We start from the raw sequence: 16,387 nt of genomic DNA, 5'->3' as shown, positions 1-16,387 counted from the left end.
CCTACATCGCGGCCAGGATGTCCACCGTGAACACCAGCGTCGCCCCCTTGCCGACCGGGCCGCCGCTCGGCGGATTGTCGCCGTACCCCAGCTGCGGCGGCACCACCACCAGCACCCGGCTGCCCACCTTCTTGCCGACCAGCCCCTGCGCCAGCCCCTTGACCGTCTCCTGCATCTGCGACAGCGAGAACTGGCTCAACCGCCCCGAACCGTACGTCCGCTGGAACGTCTTGCCGCCGTCCCACACAAGCCCCTGGAACTGGCAGAGCACCGTCTGATCCGCCTTCAGCTCCGGACCGTCGCCCTCCAGCACATACGTGGACACCAGCTTGTCCGGCGCGCTCGTGTGCGGCACCTTCACCACCGGAACCGTGCCGTCGGTGACCGTGGCGACCTTCGGCAGCGCCGGATCGTTCTGCGGAACCGCCTTGCCCCGCGCCGAACTCTTCGAGTTGAACGAATCGATCACATCGACGACGAAGACCAGCGTGTCCGTCCCCTTGATCCCCGCCTGCGGATTGCCCGCCTTGCCGTAGCCCCAGGTCGGCGGCACCGCGATCTCCACCCGGCTGCCGGTCTTCTTCCCGACCAGGCCGTACCGCCAGCCGTCGATCAGACTGCCCTGCGCCAGCTGCATCACCAGCGGCGCATGCCGGTCGTACGAATTGTCGAACACCTTGCCGGTGTCCCAGATCTGGCCCAGGTAGTTCGCCTGGACGAAGTCGTTCTCCGCGACCGTACGACCCGTCCCCGGGATCGCCGTGCGCACCGCCAGATTCTTCGACGGCGCGCCCGTGCCCTTCGCCACCGTCGGCTTCTCACCGAAGCGCGTACCCGCCGTGATCGCCGGCAGCGGACCGTCCACGATCTTGGGCGGCGGCGCACTCGGCGCCGAGGGTGACGGAGACGCGCCTGCCTGACTCGAACCGGACTTGCCGCCGCACCCGGCGAGCGTGACCAGTCCAGCGGGAACGGTGGCGAGAAGAAGCGAACGTCGGCGCACGGAAGAGCCTCGTAATCGGTCGGTCTTGCGGATGACGTGCGCGCAACTCTACGACCGACACGGGCGCCGCACGCGAAACGCACGACACGCGTGTGGCGTTGCGGCAGACCACCACCGCAACGCCACACCCGCCACCGGCAGCCGGACGGCTACATTCCGGCGATCAGCTTCTCCACCCGGTCGTCCACCGAACGGAACGGGTCCTTGCACAACACGGTGCGCTGCGCCTGGTCGTTGAGCTTCAGATGCACCCAGTCCACCGTGAAGTCCCGGCGCTGCTCCTGCGCCCGCCGGATGAAGTCACCGCGCAGCCGCGCCCGAGTCGTCTGCGGCGGAACCGACTTGCCCTCGAAGATCCGCACGTCATTGCAGATCCGCGCCGCCTGCCCCTTCTTCTCCAGCAGGTAGTACAACCCGCGCCGACGGTGGATGTCGTGATACGCGAGGTCTATCTGCGCGACCCGCGGATGCGACATCGTCATGTTGTGCTTGGCCCGGTACCGCTCGATGAGCTTGTACTTCATCACCCAGTCGATCTCGGTCTCGATCCGGTCCAGCTCCTCCGACTCGATCGCGTCCAGGGTGCGGCCCCACAGCTCAAGGACCCGCTCGACCGTCCCCGTACGGATCCCGCGGCGCTCGCAGAAGTCCACCGCCTTGTCGAAGTACTCGCGCTGCACCTCCAGCGCCGACGCCTCCCGGCCACTGGCCAGACGCACCTTGCGCCGCCCCGTGATGTCATGGCTGACCTCGCGGATCGCCCGGATCGGGTTCTCCAGGGTCAGATCCCGCATCACCGTGCCCGCCTCGATCATCCGCAGCACCAGGTCGGTCGCCCCGACCTTCAGCAGCATCGTCGTCTCCGACATGTTCGAGTCGCCCACGATGACATGCAGCCGGCGGTAGCGCTCCGCGTCCGCGTGCGGCTCGTCACGGGTGTTGATGATCGGCCGGGAACGCGTCGTCGCCGACGACACGCCCTCCCAGATGTGCTCGGCACGCTGGCTCACGCAGTACACGGCACCCCGCGGAGTCTGCAGCACCTTCCCCGCGCCACACAGCAACTGCCGCGTGACCAGGAACGGGATCAGAATGTCCGCGAGCCGGGAGAACTCGCCGTGCCGCGCCACCAGATAGTTCTCATGGCAGCCGTACGAGTTACCCGCCGAATCGGTGTTGTTCTTGAACAGGTAGACGTCGCCCGCGATTCCCTCCTCGTGCAGGCGTCGTTCCGCGTCCACCAGGAGTCCCTCGAGAATGCGCTCGCCGGCCTTGTCGTGGGTGACCAGTTCGATCACATTGTCACACTCGGGTGTCGCGTATTCCGGATGTGAGCCCACGTCGAGATACAGCCGGGCACCGTTCCGCAGAAAGACATTGCTGCTGCGGCCCCATGACACGACACGGCGGAAGAGGTACCGCGCCACCTCGTCAGGCGACAGGCGGCGCTGTCCCCTGAACGTGCACGTGACGCCGTACTCGTTCTCCAGCCCGAAAATGCGGCGGTCCATGAGGGAACATTACGCCCGATCCGTTGAGCTGAAACGGGGTTCGACAGCACGATTTGGATCATTTTCCGATGAAGCCGCAACGACCGCGCCCCGCGCGGGAGCTGCGAGGACCCGGCCCGTCGCCAGCAACACCAGCAACGACACCGCCCCGGCCGCCCCCGGCACCGCGAAACCCCACACCGTGCCACCGGCCTGGACCACCGGCCCCGCGAGCCCCGTACCCACCGACGCACCCACCGTGAACGTCGTCACCAGCCACGAGAACGCCTCCGTGACCGTCCCGCGCGGCGCGTGCCGGTCCACCAGGATGAACGCGCACGCGATGCACGGCGCCAGGAACACCCCCGACACCACCGACAGCAGCACCATCGCCACCGCGCCCGGCATCAGCATCAACGGCAGATAACACACCGCCAGGAGCGCCACCAGCATCCGCAGTCGCCGCTCCGGCGCCCCCGCCCACTGCCGCGCCCCGTACACCGAACCACCCACCAGGGCACCCAGCCCCAGCCCCGCCATCAGCCAGCCGTACACCGCGTCCCCGCCATGACCGTCCGCGTACGACACCGACGCCACCGTGATCGAACCCAGCGCCATCCCCACGAACAGGAACGCCCCCAGCAGCACCAGCAGCCCCGGCGAACGCAACGCGCCCAGCCAGTGCGCCTCCCGGGGCGCCGACCGCCACGCCCGCGACGGCGCCGACACCACCACCGACAGCGCGCCCAGCACCCCCAGCGCATTCAGCACCAGCAGCGCCACCCGCGCGTCCCACACCGCCGCGCACACCGTCACCAGCAGCGGCCCCACCGTGAACATGACCTCCTGCGCCACCGCGTCCATCGCGTACGCCGCGTGCACCTGCTCCTCGCCCCGCAGCACCGACGGCCACAGCGCCCGCAGCCCGCCCTCCAGCGGCGGCGCGCACAGCCCCGAGGCCGCCACCGCCGCATACGCCAGCGGCAGCGAACCGGTGCCCGCGAACGCGAACACCGTCATCGACAACGCCGCCAGCACCGCCGCGGGCAACTGCACCCGCGGCTGCCCGTACAGATCCACCAGCCGGCCCAGCACCGGCTGCCCGACCGCGTTCGCCACGCCGTACACCGCCGCCAGCGCGCCCGCCAGGCTGTACGTACCGCCCGACGCCCGCACGAACAGCACCAGGGCGATCGCCGCCGTCGCATTGGGCAGCCGGCCCACCAACGTGCCCGTCAGCAGCCGCAGCGCGTGCCGCGCCCGGAGTATCTCCAGATAACCCGTGGCCATGTCGCGGCGCCTCCCGTGGCTCGCACCGGGCGCCTCGACGCCCCAAGTGTTACGTATAACTTCTCCTCTCATACGTACCATGTGCGCTGTTCAGGCGTCCAGGCGAAGGAGCAGGGCCCACCCGTGGCACGCAGCAACACCCGACCCACCAGCCGCGACGTCGCCCAAGCGGCCGGCGTCTCCCAGGCCGCCGTCTCCCTCGTCCTCGGCGACAAATGGCGCGGCCGTGTCTCCGAAGCCACCGCCGAACGCGTCCGCCAGGCCGCCCGCGCCCTCGACTACCGGCCCAACCTCGCCGCCCGCAACCTCCGCCTCGGCCACACCCGCACCGTCCTCCTCGTCGTCCCCGCCCTCACCACCGAATTCTTCGCCGGTGTCTACACCGGCGCCGCCCGCGTCGCCGCCCAGCACGGCTTCGGCGTCGTCCTCTACCCCTCCCCCGAGGGCATCGGCCCCGCCCGCGACCCCTTCGCCTCCGCCCAGGCCGCGCTCGACGGCGTCCTCGCCTCCTCCATGGCCGCCGACGCCCTCACCGCCATCCGCGGCGACCGCCTCCCCCTCGTCATGCTCGACAGCGACCCCACCGCCAGCCCCGGCGCCGCCACCGTCAACCTCGACATCGCCGACGGCATCCGCCAGGTCGCCGACCACCTCCTCCACCTCGGCCACCGCCGCATCCTCCACCTCGCCGCCGACGTGCCCTCCTGGACCTTCGAGGCCCGCGCCCGCGCGCTCGCCGACCGCCTCAGCACCGCACCCGGCACCGAACTGGGCACCGCCCGCGCCCCCATCTCCATCGAAGGCGCCCGCACCGCCACCGAGACCGCCCTCACCGCCCCCGGCCCCCGCCCCACGGCCATCGTCTGCGACGACGACAAACTCGCCGCCGGCGCCTACAAGGCCGCCCGCCGCCTCGGCCTGCGCATCCCCGACGACATCTCCGTCACCGGCCTCGACGACCTCGCCCTCGCCACCGCCCTCGACCCCGAGCTCACCACCGTCCACCTCGACGCCGAACTCTTCGGGGAACGCGGCATGCACGCCCTCCTCGCCGTCCTGGAGGGCCACGAACCCCAGGGCGGCGACATCCCCGTCCGACTCGTCGTACGCGGCTCCACCGCGCCCCCGCCGGCCCACCGGGGCTGAACGCGAAGTGCCCCGGCCGATTCGGCCGGGGCACCCGAGGACCAGGAAGGCGGCGGACTACTCCGCGTCGTCGGACTCCTCCGAGCCGTCCGAAGCCGCGGCCGCGCCGCCCGCCTCCAGCAGCCGCGCCAGCTGACGGCCCACGATCCGCTTGAACTTCCGCTTCTGCGGCCGCGTACGGTCCAGCACCGCGACCTCCAGGCGCTCCGCCGGAATCTCCCGCTCGCCGCCGTTCGTGTCCCGCGACAACGCCTGCACCGCCAGCTTCAGCGCCGCGGCCAGACTCATCCCGTCCTGGTGCCGCTGATCCAGGAAGCTGCTGATCTGCTCCGCGTTGCCGCCCACCGCGACCGAACCGTGCTCGTCCACGATGGAACCGTCGTGCGGCAGCCGGTAGATCTGGTCGCCCTCGGGGGTCTCCCCCACCTCCGCCACCACCAGCTCCACCTCGTACGGCTTCTCGGCCGCCGAGGAGAAGATGGTGCCCAGCGTCTGCGCGTACACATTGGCCAGACCGCGGGCCGTCACATCGTCCCGGTCGTACGTGTAGCCACGCAGATCGGCGTACCGGACACCACCGATGCGCAGATTCTCGTACTCGTTGTACTTACCGGCCGCCGCGAAGCCGATCCGGTCGTAGATCTCGCTGAACTTGTGCAGCGCGCGGGACGGGTTCTCGCCGACGAACACGATGCCGTCGGCGTACTGCATGACCACCAGGCTGCGGCCACGAGCGATGCCCTTGCGGGCGTACTCCGCCCGGTCGGCCATCGCCTGCTGAGGTGAGACATAGAACGGCGTCGACACCGGTTATCCGTCCCTTTCTGTCATGGTCACTGTGATCACCTTGTCAAGAACCGGACCGCGCTCAGAGCAGCGCGGCCTTGGGGCCGTCCGGCTCCTCCAGGCGCCGCTGGAGCACCGAACGGGAGATCTCGGAGGCCTCTTCCCCGGTGAGCCGGCGGAAACCGTCCTCGGTGATCACGGTGATGATCGGGTAGATCCGGCGGGCGACATCGGGACCACCGGTCGCCGAGTCGTCGTCAGCCGCGTCATAGAGGGCCTGCACCACCAGCGTGGTGGCCTGTTCCTGCGTCAGGTCGTCACGGAACAGCTTCTTCATCGCGCCCCGGGCGAAGACCGAGCCCGAACCCGTCGCCGCGAAGTGGTGCTCCTCGGAACGGCCGCCCGTCACGTCGTACGAGAAGATCCGGCCCTTGTCCCGGTCCACGTCGTACCCCGCGAACAGGGGCACCACGGCCAGGCCCTGCATGGCCATGCCGAGGTTGGAACGGATCATCGTCGACAGCCGGTTGGCCTTGCCCTCCAGGGACAGCTGGGCGCCCTCGACCTTCTCGAAGTGCTCCAGCTCCAGCTGGAAGAGCTTCACCATCTCCACGGCGAGACCGGCGGTGCCCGCGATACCGACCGCGGAGTACTCGTCGGCCGGGAACACCTTCTCGATGTCCCGCTGCGCGATCACATTGCCCATGGTCGCCCGGCGGTCACCGGCGAGCACCACACCACCGGGGAAGGTCACCGCCACGATGGTGGTGCCGTGCGGCGCCTCGATCACCCCCTGTGTCGGCGGCAGCTGCCGGTTCCCGGGGAGCATCTCCGGCTGGTGCCCGGCGAGGAAATCCATGAAGGAGGAGGATCCTGGCGTCAGGAAGGCAGCTGGCAGACGCCCGGTGCTACGAGTGTTGGCTTCCACACGTTTCCTTCCACGTATGCAGCAGCCCGCCTTGTCACCTCGGGCTGATCTTGAACTGCCCCAGCGCAGCGTTGCGGCTGAAGCACAGTACGCCACGGACCCTACCCGTCTCGTGACTGTGATCCACATGTGCGGGCGGAGCCGCCGGACAGAGACGGCGGACGCCCCCTCGGGGGGCGATGAGGCCGCTCCGCAGGGGGCTTCGCCTCCTGGCACCGCGGGCAGCGGCGCCGGGAGCGCGCGGCGCCGTACTCCGCCACGCACTCCCGCATCCCTCGGCGTCCGGCTCCTCAGCCATCCGCACCCCCGCGGCCTTCACTTCGAAGGCAAAGCGACCAACGGGCCTTTACTCTCCGCCCTTTTGCACGAAGGACCTCACGAAGTCCTCGGCATTCTCCTCAAGCACATCATCGATTTCGTCCAGGACGGAGTCCACGTCGTCCGACAGCTTCTCCTGCCGCTCCTTGAGGTCCTCCGAGGACTGGGCGTCCTGCGCCTGCTCCTCGACCTCTTCGGTGGACCGTGTGGCCTTCTGCTGGCCGCCGCCGGTGTCCTTGGTTGCCATAACCCTCACCCCGCTCAGTTAGCCTGTCGATCGGTGATGATCAGACCCTACAAGCCGGGTCCGACATCAGCCCCGCAGTTCGTGCAACGTACGGGGGCCATCTCGATGATTCCCGGGCGGCGGGATTTCCACCCGCCGTCACGGACCGCACCGAGTACCCCCCTGGCCCCGCTCACCCGCCCGAAAGCACCCTGACCAGGTCTTCCGCGGTACGGCAGCGGTCCAGCAGCTCCTTGACGTGATTTCGCGTTCCGCGTAGCGGTTCCAGGGTTGGGACCCGCTGGAGGGAGTCCCGCCCGGGGAGGTCGAAGATGACCGAGTCCCAGCTGGCCGCGGCGACGTCGTCGGCGTACTGCTCCAGGCAGCGGCCGCGGAAGTACGCCCGGGTGTCCTCCGGCGGCTTGGCGCGCGCCCGCTCGACCTCGGACTCGTCCAGCAGGCGCTTCATCCGGCCGCGGGCCGCCAGGCGGTTGTACAGGCCCTTCTCGGGCCGTACGTCGGCGTACTGGAGGTCGACCAGGTGGAGCCGGGCGGCGTCCCAGTCGAGGCCGTCGCGGCGGCGGTAGCCCTCCATGAGTTCGCGCTTGGCGACCCAGTCCAGTTCGCCGGCGAGGCTCATGGGGTCGTTCTCCAGCCGGGTGAGGGTGTCCTCCCAGCGGCTGAGGACGTCCCTGGTCTGCTCGTCGGCGTCGGCTCCGTGGCGCTCCTCGACGTATTTGCGGGCCAGCTCGTAGTACTCCATCTGGAGCTGTACGGCGGTGAGTGTGCGGCCGCTGCGGAGGGTGACCAGGTGCTTGAGGCCGGGGTCGTGGGAGACCTGGTGGAGGGTGCGGACCGGCTGGTCCACGGCCAGGTCGACCGCGATGAAGCCGTCCTCGATCATGGCGAGGACGAGGGAGGTGGTGCCGAGTTTGAGGTAGGTGGAGATCTCCGAGAGGTTGGCGTCGCCGATGATCACATGCAGGCGGCGGTACTTCTCGGCGTCCGCGTGGGGTTCGTCGCGGGTGTTGATGATGGGGCGCTTGAGGGTGGTCTCCAGGCCGACCTCGACCTCGAAGTAGTCGGCGCGCTGACTGAGCTGGAAACCGTGCTCGTGGCCGTCCTGGCCGATGCCGACGCGGCCGGCGCCCGCGAAGACCTGGCGGGAGACGAAGAAGGGCGTCAGGTGGCGCACGATGTCGGAGAACGGGGTCTCGCGCCGCATGAGGTAGTTCTCGTGGGTGCCGTAGGAGGCGCCCTTGTTGTCGGTGTTGTTCTTGTAGAGGTGGATCGGCTGGGCGCCGGGGAGCTGGGCGGCTCGTTCGGCGGCCTCGGCCATGATGCGTTCGCCGGCCTTGTCCCACAGGACGGCGTCGCGGGGGTTGGTGACCTCGGGGGCGCTGTATTCGGGGTGGGCGTGGTCGACGTAGAGTCGCGCGCCGTTGGTGAGGATCACGTTGGCGAGGCCGATGTCCTCGTCGGTGAGCTGGCTGGCGTCGGCGGCCTCCCGGGCGAGGTCGAAGCCTCGCGCGTCGCGTAGCGGGTTCTCCTCCTCGAAGTCCCAGCGGGCCCGGCGGGCCCGGTGCATCGCCGCCGCGTAGGCGTTGACGATCTGGGACGAGGTGAGCATGGCATTGGCGTTGGGGTGGCCGGGGACGGAGATGCCGTACTCCGTCTCGATGCCCATTACTCGCCGTACGGTCATGCGGCCCTCCTTGCCCGGCGGCGCCCTCGGTGATGGGCGCCGCTCACGTACCGCTGGCGCTCCGGTGCGTGTGCGGTGCCCGTGCCCGCACTGCGCGACTCGGCGGTAGGAAAGAGCCTAGAACGCCTTTGCGCTGGTGGGGAGATCATTTGCGTCATTGCCTGCTCCGGTCGTGGCCGGAATAGCAGTCGGCTGCGGGTACCCGTCGTGGGCACCCGCAGCCGCCCCGCTTTTACAGGTACTGACCGGTGTTCGCCACCGTGTCGATGGAGCGTCCGGTGTCCGCGCCCTGCTTTCCGGTGATGAGGGTGCGGATGTAGACGATCCGTTCGCCCTTCTTTCCGGAGATGCGGGCCCAGTCGTCGGGGTTGGTGGTGTTGGGCAGGTCTTCGTTCTCCTTGAACTCGTCCACGCAGGCCTGGAGGAGGTGGGAGACGCGGAGGCCCTTCTGGGTCTTTTCGAGGAAGTCCTTGATGGCCATTTTCTTGGCGCGGCCGACGATGTTCTCGATCATGGCGCCGGAGTTGAAGTCCTTGAAGTAGAGGACTTCCTTGTCTCCGTTGGCGTAGGTGACTTCCAGGAAGCGGTTTTCCTCGGATTCGGCGTACATCTGCTCGACCGCGGTCTGGATCATTGCCTGGACCGTGGCGTTCTTGTCGCCGCTGTGCTCGCCGAGGTCGTCCGTGTGCAGGGGGAGTCGCTCGGTGAGGTACTTGCCGAAGATGTCCTTGGCGGCCTCGGCGTCGGGACGTTCGATCTTGATCTTCACGTCGAGGCGGCCGGGGCGCAGGATGGCCGGGTCGATCATGTCCTCGCGGTTGGACGCGCCGATGACGACCACGTTCTGGAGGCCTTCGACACCGTCGATCTCGGCGAGGAGCTGGGGGACGATGGTGTTCTCGACGTCGGAGCTGACGCCGGAGCCGCGGGTGCGGAAGAGGGATTCCATCTCGTCGAAGAAGACGATGACGGGGGTTCCCTCGCTCGCCTTCTCGCGGGCTCGCTGGAAGACGAGGCGGATCTGGCGTTCGGTTTCGCCGACGTACTTGTTGAGGAGCTCGGGTCCCTTGATGTTCAGGAAGAAGCTCTTGCCGGCGGCCTGGCCGGTGACTTCGGCGACCTTCTTGGCCAGGGAGTTGGCGACGGCCTTGGCGATGAGTGTCTTGCCGCAGCCGGGGGGGCCGTAGAGCAGGACGCCCTTGGGCGGGCGCAGCTCGTGCTCCTTGAAGAGGTCGGGGTAGAGGTAGGGAAGTTCGACGGCGTCGCGGATGGCTTCGATCTGGTTGCCGAGGCCGCCGATGGCTTCGTAGCCGATGTCGGGGACTTCTTCGAGGACGAGCTCTTCGACCTCGCTCTTGGGGACGACTTCGTAGACGTACCCGGAGCGGGGTTCGAGCAGCAGGGCGTCGCCGGGTCGGATGGTGACGTCGAGGAGGGGTTCGGCGAGGCGGACCACTCGTTCTTCGTCGGTGTGCCCGAGGACGAGGGCGCGTTCGCCGTCCTCGAGGATCTCCTTCAGGGTGACGATGTCGCCGACGCGCTCGTACTGCATGGCCTCGACCACGTTGAGCGCTTCGTTGAGCATCACTTCCTGGCCGCGCCGCATGTCGTCGAGTTCGACGCTGGGGCTGACGTTCACGCGGAGCTTGCGGCCGCCGGTGAAGATGTCGGCGGTGCCGTCCTCGTTGGCTTGCAGGAAGACTCCGAAGCCGGCCGGCGGCTGGGCGAGCCGGTCGACTTCCTCCTTGAGGGCCACGATCTGGTCGCGGGCCTCGCGGAGGGTGTTGGCCAGTCGTTCGTTCTGGGCGGACACGCCGGCCAGGTTCGTCTGCAGCTCGACGATCCGCTCTTCGAGAATCCTCGTGTGTCGCGGAGAGTCGGCGAGCTTGCGTCGCAGGACGGCGATCTCCTGCTCAAGGTAGGCGATCTGCCCGGCCGGGTCGTCGGACCCGCGTCCCGGGCGGATGCCGCGGTTCATGTCGTCGTCGTGGGCTGCCACGGTCCTCACCTCCTCCAAGGGGAGCTGGACGCTTCCAGACCCTACCTGGGTGGGTGTCGATTGAAACCCCTAGATCACAATGACTGTCAAGGTGTGTCGTCGGTCACCCGGTGCGCACTCCCTCGCACGGAGGGGATACCCACTCAACGTGATGGGGAAGCGGCTTGTTCCTCGGTTGGCGTGGTCGAAACCCTTCGGGAGTGGCCGGAGTTGTCGGCTCCGGGCCGGGTGGGCGGGTTTCCGGGCAGGCCGGGGGCCGCTCGTACGGTCATCACGTAGAGCGACGGTGCGGCCTGGTGGTGTCATGGTGGGTGTGGCTGGAAGTGTGCGTCCGGGGTCTGGGGCGTCCTGTGTCTGGTCGAGCGCTCGTACCCGAGCCGGTGGGGGCGGAAACCCGTTGACGGCCGGAGGCGGCCGGTTTCGGGGGCGGGGGTAGGGTCGGGCGTGTTCGACTGCCGCTGGTGTGGTCCCGGTCGGTGTGTGCCGTGCCGGGGGTGCGGCGTACCGATGTCAGGAGAGGTGACCGTGCAGCAGGAGGCCCCGGCCGGTGAGGCGCTGGAGGTGTGGATCGACCAGGACCTGTGTACCGGCGATGGGATCTGTGTCCAGTACGCCCCGGAGGTGTTCGAGCTGGACATCGACGGTCTGGCCTATGTGAAGGGCGCGGACGACGAGCTGCTTCAGGAGGCGGGGGCGGTGACGCCGGTGCCGTTGCCGTTGCTCACGGATGTGGTGGATTCGGCCAGGGAGTGTCCTGGTGAGTGCATCCATGTGCGCAGGGTTCTGGACAGGGTGGAGGTGTACGGTCCGGACGCGGAGTGAGCCGCGTTTTCCGGACGTGGCGTCGTCAGACGCTGTGGGCCCCGGCCGGGGTGGTGCGCAGGAAGGCTTTGCCGTTCCAGTGCCATGCGGCCGGGGTTTTCGTGTCCGGGCAGCAGCGCGGTACGGCGTCGGAGGAGTAGCCGAGCAGGGTGGCGCTGACGGTGCCGCTGTGCAGGGCGAAGTCGGTGACGGTGAGCCGGTCCTTGGGGTCGACGAGAGTGGCGACGACGCGGGGGGTGTGGCCGTCGGCGGCGCGGGTGAGGACGTAGACGCCGTCGGGTGGGGTGCCCATGGCGCTGTCGCAGCGGACGACGGCGGCGGTTTCGGGCCGGCCGTCGCCGTCGATGTCGCCGGTGGCCTTTTTGACGACGATGGCCTTCTCGGGTCCGCAGTCGAGCGGGAAGGTGACGCCGGTGGTGGCGGGGGGCGCGGCGGCGCCGGGGGCGGGGGCCGCTTTGGTGCCCGTGACGGGCTGGGCGGCGGTGGCCGGTCCGGGGTGTACGAGGGAGGAGAGGGCCACGACGCCGGCGACGGCGGTGGCCGTGGCGAGCCAGTGGATGGGGCGGGTGTGGGTGTGAGCGAGCTCCGGAACGGCGGATTGCTGCACGAGGAGTGTCTCCTGTGAGGGCTGTGCCGGGGGGTGTGGCCTGCATGGTGCCACACGTCACAGGGCGTGGGAACGGCGGGGTCGGGATTATGGGTGGTGGCGGGCCCGCGGGGGGTCTGCCGGTGTTCCGGGTGTCCGGTGCCCTGTCAACGAGTGGGCGCCGTGGCCGAGTTCCCGGGTCGGTCGGGGAACTGGGGCACGGCGCCCTGGTGTTGTGCGGGGTGCGGGTGGCTCAGCGGGCGGTGCCGCCGTCGGCGTTGGGTCCCGCGTAGTCCTCGCCGTAGGCGCCCTTGGCGGGGCGGCGGCGGCGCATGGGGGGCTCGACGCCGTCGGCGAGGCGGCGGGCGGTGAGCAGGAAGCCGGTGTGGCCGATCATGCGGTGGTCGGGGCGGACGGCGAGGCCCTCGATGTGCCAGTTGCGGATCATGCTCTCCCAGGCGGTCGGCTCGTTGAAGCAGCCGATCTCGCGGATGGATTCCACGGTGCGCGCGAGCTGGGTGGTGGTGGCCACGTAGCAGCACAGGATGCCGCCGGGGACGAGTGCCTTGGAGACGGCTTCGAGGCATTCCCAGGGGGCGAGCATGTCGAGGATGACGCGGTCGACGTCGGTGTCGGACAGGTTGTCCTGGAGGTCTCCGACGGTGAGCTGCCAGGCGGGGTGGGGGCCGCCGAAGTAGCGTTCGACGTTCTGCCGGGCGATGTCGGCGAAGTCGTCGCGGCGCTCGTAGGAGTGCAGCATGCCCTGGTCGCCGATGGCTCGCAGCAGGAAGCTGCTGAGGGAGCCGGAGCCGACGCCTGCCTCCACGACGCGGGCGCCGGGGAAGATGTCGGCGAAGGCGAGGATCTGCCCCGCGTCCTTCGGGTAGACGACGGCTGCCCCGCGGGGCATGGACAGGACGTAGTCGGGGAGCAGGGGGCGCAGCGCGAGGTAGGCCACGTTGCCGGTGGTGCGGACAACGCTGCCCTCGGGAGCACCGATCAGTTCGTCGTGCGGGAAGGAACCCTTGTGGGTGTGGAAGTTCTTTCCGGCTTCGAGCGTGAACGTGTAGTGGCGGCCCTTGGGGTCGGTCAGCTGTACCTGGTCCCCGACCTTGAAGGGCCCGCGCCTGCGGGCGGCACCGGTCGGTTCGGACATGTGACCAGACTACCGGGTCCCCGCCGGGCGCTTGACCGGCGGAGGGGTCGGGGTGGGCCGCCGGTCACTGGCTCGGGCGGGCCATGGCCTTGACGAAGGCGCGTTCCACGTCGGCGGCGGAGAGGACGCCGTAGATCTCGCCGGTGTTCTCGACGACGAGGTATTCGGTGGCGGGGGCGGCGCGCAGGGCGTCGAGGAGTTCTTCGCCGGACAGTTCGGCGGAGACGCGCATGTCGTCGGTGAGGTCCTGGGCGAGGCTGCTGACGGGGACCCAGGGGCGGCGGTGTTCCGGTACGCCGACGATGGCGGATTCGCGGACCAGGGAGAGGGGGCGGCCGTCGGCGTCGACGACGACGAGGGCGCGGGCGCCGGCGGCGTTGGCACGGCGCAGGGCCTCGGAGAGGGGGGTGTCGGTCTCGACGGGTACGGCGCGGCGGGTGAGGGTGCGGGCACGCAGGTCGGGGAGGTGTTCGCGGAGCCTGGCCATGCGCAGGCTGTTGCCGGCGCCGGTCCAGATGATCGCGGCGAGGATCGCGGCGAGCAGGGCGTCGGTGACGGTGTCCATGCCGTTGGTGTTCTCGGTGCCACCGCCGAAGGTGCCCGAGGAGTTCAGCAGGGGCAGTCCGACGAGGACGGCGACGGCGAGGGCGCGGCCGACCCAGGCGGCGGCGACGGTGCCGCTCATGGGTTTGCCGGTGATCTTCCAGACGACGGCGCGGAGCATGCGGCCGCCGTCGAGGGGAAGGCCGGGGAGCAGGTTGAAGGCGGCGACGATGAGGTTGGAGACCATGAGGCCGGCGAGGAGGACGCCGGGGACGGTGCCGGGCTGCACGGGCTTCATGGCGAGGTAGAAGAGTCCGGCGAGGACGAGGGAGAGCAGCGGGCCGACGAAGGCCAGGACGAATTCCCGGCCGGGTGTCTCGGCTTCCTTCTCGATCTCGGAGACGCCGCCGAAGAACTGGAGCTGGATGCGGCGGACGGGGAGCTTGAAGCGGATCGCGGCGACGGTGTGGGCGAGTTCGTGGACGAGTACGGAGGCGTAGAAGGCGACCGCGAAGAACAGGGAGACGAGGTACCGGGCGGCGCCCAGCTCGGGCAGGACCCGGTCGAGTTGTCCGCCGAACACCCAGGTGATCAGGGCGGCGACGAGGAACCAGCTCGGCGCGACGTACACGGGTACGCCGAAGGGGCGTCCCATGAGGATGCCGCCGCCGGGCTCCTTGGGGGGCCGCGGGGGTTCGCCCCTGGCCATGCCGGGGGCGGGGCCGGTGGGGGGTTCGGTGTGGGCGAGGGTGCGGTGGGTCTCGTGTGTCTCGGTGTCCGGCGCGGGCGGCCCGGCGGTGTCGGGCGTCTCGCCCTCGGGGTCCTCGGGGCGGGCGGCTTCGGAGCCGGAGGTGTTCGAGTCCGAGGTGTTCGAGTCGGGGGCGCCGGTGGCGGCGGTGTCCGTGTCGGGGCCGTCTTCCGTCGGTGCCGGGGCCTCGGGGGCCGGCGGCGGGGGCGTTGGGACTGCGGGGTGGTCGGTCGGCTGATCGTCGCCGGACCGCGGCTGCCCGCTCGCGCCGCTCACGTCCACGGTGTCCCCTCGTTCGAAGCGTCTTCCGCGCCTCTTGGGGCGGAAGGGTCTCTGATCGATGGTATGCGGCCGTGGTGGCGCGTTTCGCCCCGGCACCCCTTGTGTTCGCCCCGTGGCCGGGCGCGCGGCCGGACCCGTGACCGGGTCACTGTCGGTGGTGGGCCGTATGGTCTGTGGACATGGACACCAGCTTCGAGGAGGCGGGAGCCGCGGCGAGCGGTCCCGAGCCGACGGATCCGCCCGCGGCGGACGCGCCGACCCGCGCCGTGGCGGCGGACGCCGTGGTCACGGACGCTACGGCGGCGGACACCGTGGCCGGGGAGACGCCCGCCCTCGTGGCCGTACCGAGCCCCTCGGCCGCGCCGGACGCCGTAGCCGCGCCGATCCCCTCGCCCACCGAAGCCGCCGAAGCCGCCGGGCCCATTGAGCTCACCGAGACCGGCGCAGCCGCTGCATCCACCGGAGCCACCGCCGCCATCCGCTCCGCGGCGCCCGTCCCCCGTCCCGCCGCCGCTCCCACCTCGCTCTCCCCCTCCCGCGCCGGTGACTTCATGCAGTGTCCGCTGCTGTACCGGTTCCGGGTGATCGACCGGCTGCCGGAGAAGCCGAGCGAGGCGGCGACGCGGGGCACGCTGGTGCACGCGGTGCTTGAGCGGTTGTTCGACGCGCCCGCCGGGGAGCGGACCGCGCCGCGGGCCAGGGCGCTGGTGCCGGGCCAGTGGGACCGGCTGCGCGAGAGCCGCCCGGAGCTGGCGGAGCTGTTCGCGGACGATCCGGACGGGCAGCGGCTGGCGCGCTGGCTGGGCGAGGCCGAGCGACTGGTGGAGCGCTGGTTCACGCTGGAGGACCCGACGCGGCTGGAGCCCGCCGAGCGGGAGCTGTTCGTGGAGGCCGAGCTGGAGTCGGGGCCCCGGCTGCGCGGCATCATCGACCGGGTGGACGTGGCGCCGACCGGCGAGGTGCGGATCGTCGACTACAAGACGGGCAAGGCACCGCGGCCGGAGTACGCCGAGGGCGCGCTGTTCCAGATGAAGTTCTACGCGCTGGTGGTGTGGCGGCTGAAGGGTGTCGTACCGCGCCGGCTCCAGCTGGTGTACCTCGGCAGCGGCGAGGTGCGGACGTACGATCCGGTGCTCGCCGACCTGGAGCGGGTGGAGCGCAGGCTGCGCGCGCTGTGGGACGCGATCCGGGAGGCCACGGAGAGCGGTGACTGGCGGCCGCGGCCGACGAAGCTGTGCGGCTGGTGCGATCACCAGGCGCACTGCCCGGAGTTCGGGGGCACTCCCCCGCCGTATCCGCTGCCGGTGAGGGTGCGGGAGTCGGGCGCTGTGGCGCAGGGCAGAATGGGCGCGGACTAGC

General features: G+C 70.1%; 15 protein-coding genes. 3 read left to right on the top strand and 12 right to left on the bottom strand.

Annotation, left to right across the window (positions count from 1 at the left end; all coding sequences use genetic code 11):
• Window position 1: 1 nt before the first annotated feature.
• The 3 genes from QHG49_RS27990 to QHG49_RS27980 all read right to left on the bottom strand — a co-directional run bounded on the left by QHG49_RS27990 (window position 2) and on the right by QHG49_RS27980 (window position 3,783).
• Window positions 2-1,003 (bottom strand): FKBP-type peptidyl-prolyl cis-trans isomerase, encoded by a 1,002-nt coding sequence (locus tag QHG49_RS27990; protein ID WP_145483689.1) that lies wholly within the window; start codon window positions 1,001-1,003, stop codon window positions 2-4.
• A gap of 149 nt (window positions 1,004-1,152) precedes the next feature.
• Window positions 1,153-2,514 (bottom strand): Pup--protein ligase, encoded by a 1,362-nt coding sequence (pafA, locus tag QHG49_RS27985; RefSeq protein ID WP_145483686.1) that lies wholly within the window; start codon window positions 2,512-2,514, stop codon window positions 1,153-1,155.
• 9 nt (window positions 2,515-2,523) lie between these two features.
• Window positions 2,524-3,783: an MFS transporter gene (locus QHG49_RS27980; protein WP_145483684.1), complete on the bottom strand. Its 1,260-nt coding sequence runs from the start codon at window positions 3,781-3,783 to the stop codon at window positions 2,524-2,526.
• Between the two features lie 123 nt (window positions 3,784-3,906).
• Here QHG49_RS27980 and QHG49_RS27975 point away from each other — a divergent pair, with 123 nt between their 5' ends.
• Window positions 3,907-4,929, top strand: a complete 1,023-nt coding sequence (locus QHG49_RS27975) for a LacI family DNA-binding transcriptional regulator (protein WP_159699879.1) — start codon at window positions 3,907-3,909, stop codon at window positions 4,927-4,929.
• A gap of 57 nt (window positions 4,930-4,986) precedes the next feature.
• Here the strand turns inward: QHG49_RS27975 and prcA are convergent, their stop codons facing one another.
• The 6 genes from prcA to arc form a co-directional block, all read right to left on the bottom strand.
• Entirely contained in the window at window positions 4,987-5,736 is a 750-nt protein-coding gene (gene prcA / locus QHG49_RS27970; RefSeq protein WP_301491695.1) for a proteasome subunit alpha, read from the bottom strand.
• A gap of 61 nt (window positions 5,737-5,797) precedes the next feature.
• Entirely contained in the window at window positions 5,798-6,643 is an 846-nt protein-coding gene (gene prcB / locus QHG49_RS27965; protein ID WP_145483675.1) for a proteasome subunit beta, read from the bottom strand.
• Window positions 6,644-6,677: 34 nt separating this feature from the next.
• Window positions 6,678-6,941, bottom strand: coding sequence for an endonuclease domain-containing protein (locus QHG49_RS34185; RefSeq protein ID WP_313958841.1), 264 nt, complete (start codon window positions 6,939-6,941; stop codon window positions 6,678-6,680).
• A 48-nt stretch (window positions 6,942-6,989) separates the two neighbouring features.
• A complete protein-coding gene (locus QHG49_RS27955; RefSeq protein WP_037651273.1) occupies window positions 6,990-7,208 on the bottom strand; it encodes a ubiquitin-like protein Pup in 219 nt (72 codons plus the stop codon).
• Window positions 7,209-7,380: 172 nt separating this feature from the next.
• On the bottom strand, window positions 7,381-8,892 hold the full coding sequence (dop, locus tag QHG49_RS27950; protein WP_370530515.1) for a depupylase/deamidase Dop: 1,512 nt from the start codon (window positions 8,890-8,892) through the stop codon (window positions 7,381-7,383).
• 232 nt (window positions 8,893-9,124) lie between these two features.
• The gene (arc, locus tag QHG49_RS27945) at window positions 9,125-10,891 is read right to left on the bottom strand and encodes a proteasome ATPase (RefSeq protein WP_111585203.1); all 1,767 of its coding nucleotides are present in this window, start codon (window positions 10,889-10,891) and stop codon (window positions 9,125-9,127) included.
• A 519-nt stretch (window positions 10,892-11,410) separates the two neighbouring features.
• Here arc and QHG49_RS27940 point away from each other — a divergent pair.
• On the top strand, window positions 11,411-11,713 hold the full coding sequence (locus tag QHG49_RS27940; RefSeq protein WP_046424349.1) for a ferredoxin: 303 nt from the start codon (window positions 11,411-11,413) through the stop codon (window positions 11,711-11,713).
• Window positions 11,714-11,738: 25 nt separating this feature from the next.
• Here the strand turns inward: QHG49_RS27940 and QHG49_RS27935 are convergent, their stop codons facing one another.
• From QHG49_RS27935 to QHG49_RS27925, 3 genes are all read right to left on the bottom strand, one after another.
• On the bottom strand, window positions 11,739-12,320 hold the full coding sequence (locus tag QHG49_RS27935) for a hypothetical protein (protein ID WP_301491693.1): 582 nt from the start codon (window positions 12,318-12,320) through the stop codon (window positions 11,739-11,741).
• A 232-nt stretch (window positions 12,321-12,552) separates the two neighbouring features.
• Window positions 12,553-13,455, bottom strand: a complete 903-nt coding sequence (locus QHG49_RS27930; RefSeq protein ID WP_145483668.1) for a tRNA (adenine-N1)-methyltransferase — start codon at window positions 13,453-13,455, stop codon at window positions 12,553-12,555.
• Between the two features lie 64 nt (window positions 13,456-13,519).
• Window positions 13,520-15,028 (bottom strand): site-2 protease family protein, encoded by a 1,509-nt coding sequence (locus tag QHG49_RS27925; protein WP_301491692.1) that lies wholly within the window; start codon window positions 15,026-15,028, stop codon window positions 13,520-13,522.
• 179 nt (window positions 15,029-15,207) lie between these two features.
• On the opposite strand from QHG49_RS27925, the gene QHG49_RS27920 reads away from it, so the two are divergent.
• Window positions 15,208-16,386: a PD-(D/E)XK nuclease family protein gene (locus tag QHG49_RS27920; protein WP_301491691.1), complete on the top strand. Its 1,179-nt coding sequence runs from the start codon at window positions 15,208-15,210 to the stop codon at window positions 16,384-16,386.
• The last annotated feature ends 1 nt before the right edge of the window (window position 16,387 follow it).

The sequence above is a fragment of the Streptomyces sp. WP-1 genome (assembly GCF_030450125.1).
Classification (GTDB): domain Bacteria; phylum Actinomycetota; class Actinomycetes; order Streptomycetales; family Streptomycetaceae; genus Streptomyces; species Streptomyces incarnatus.
The sequence above is the reverse complement of the archived record's forward strand: the minus strand, read 5'-3'. Positions and strand labels throughout refer to the sequence as shown.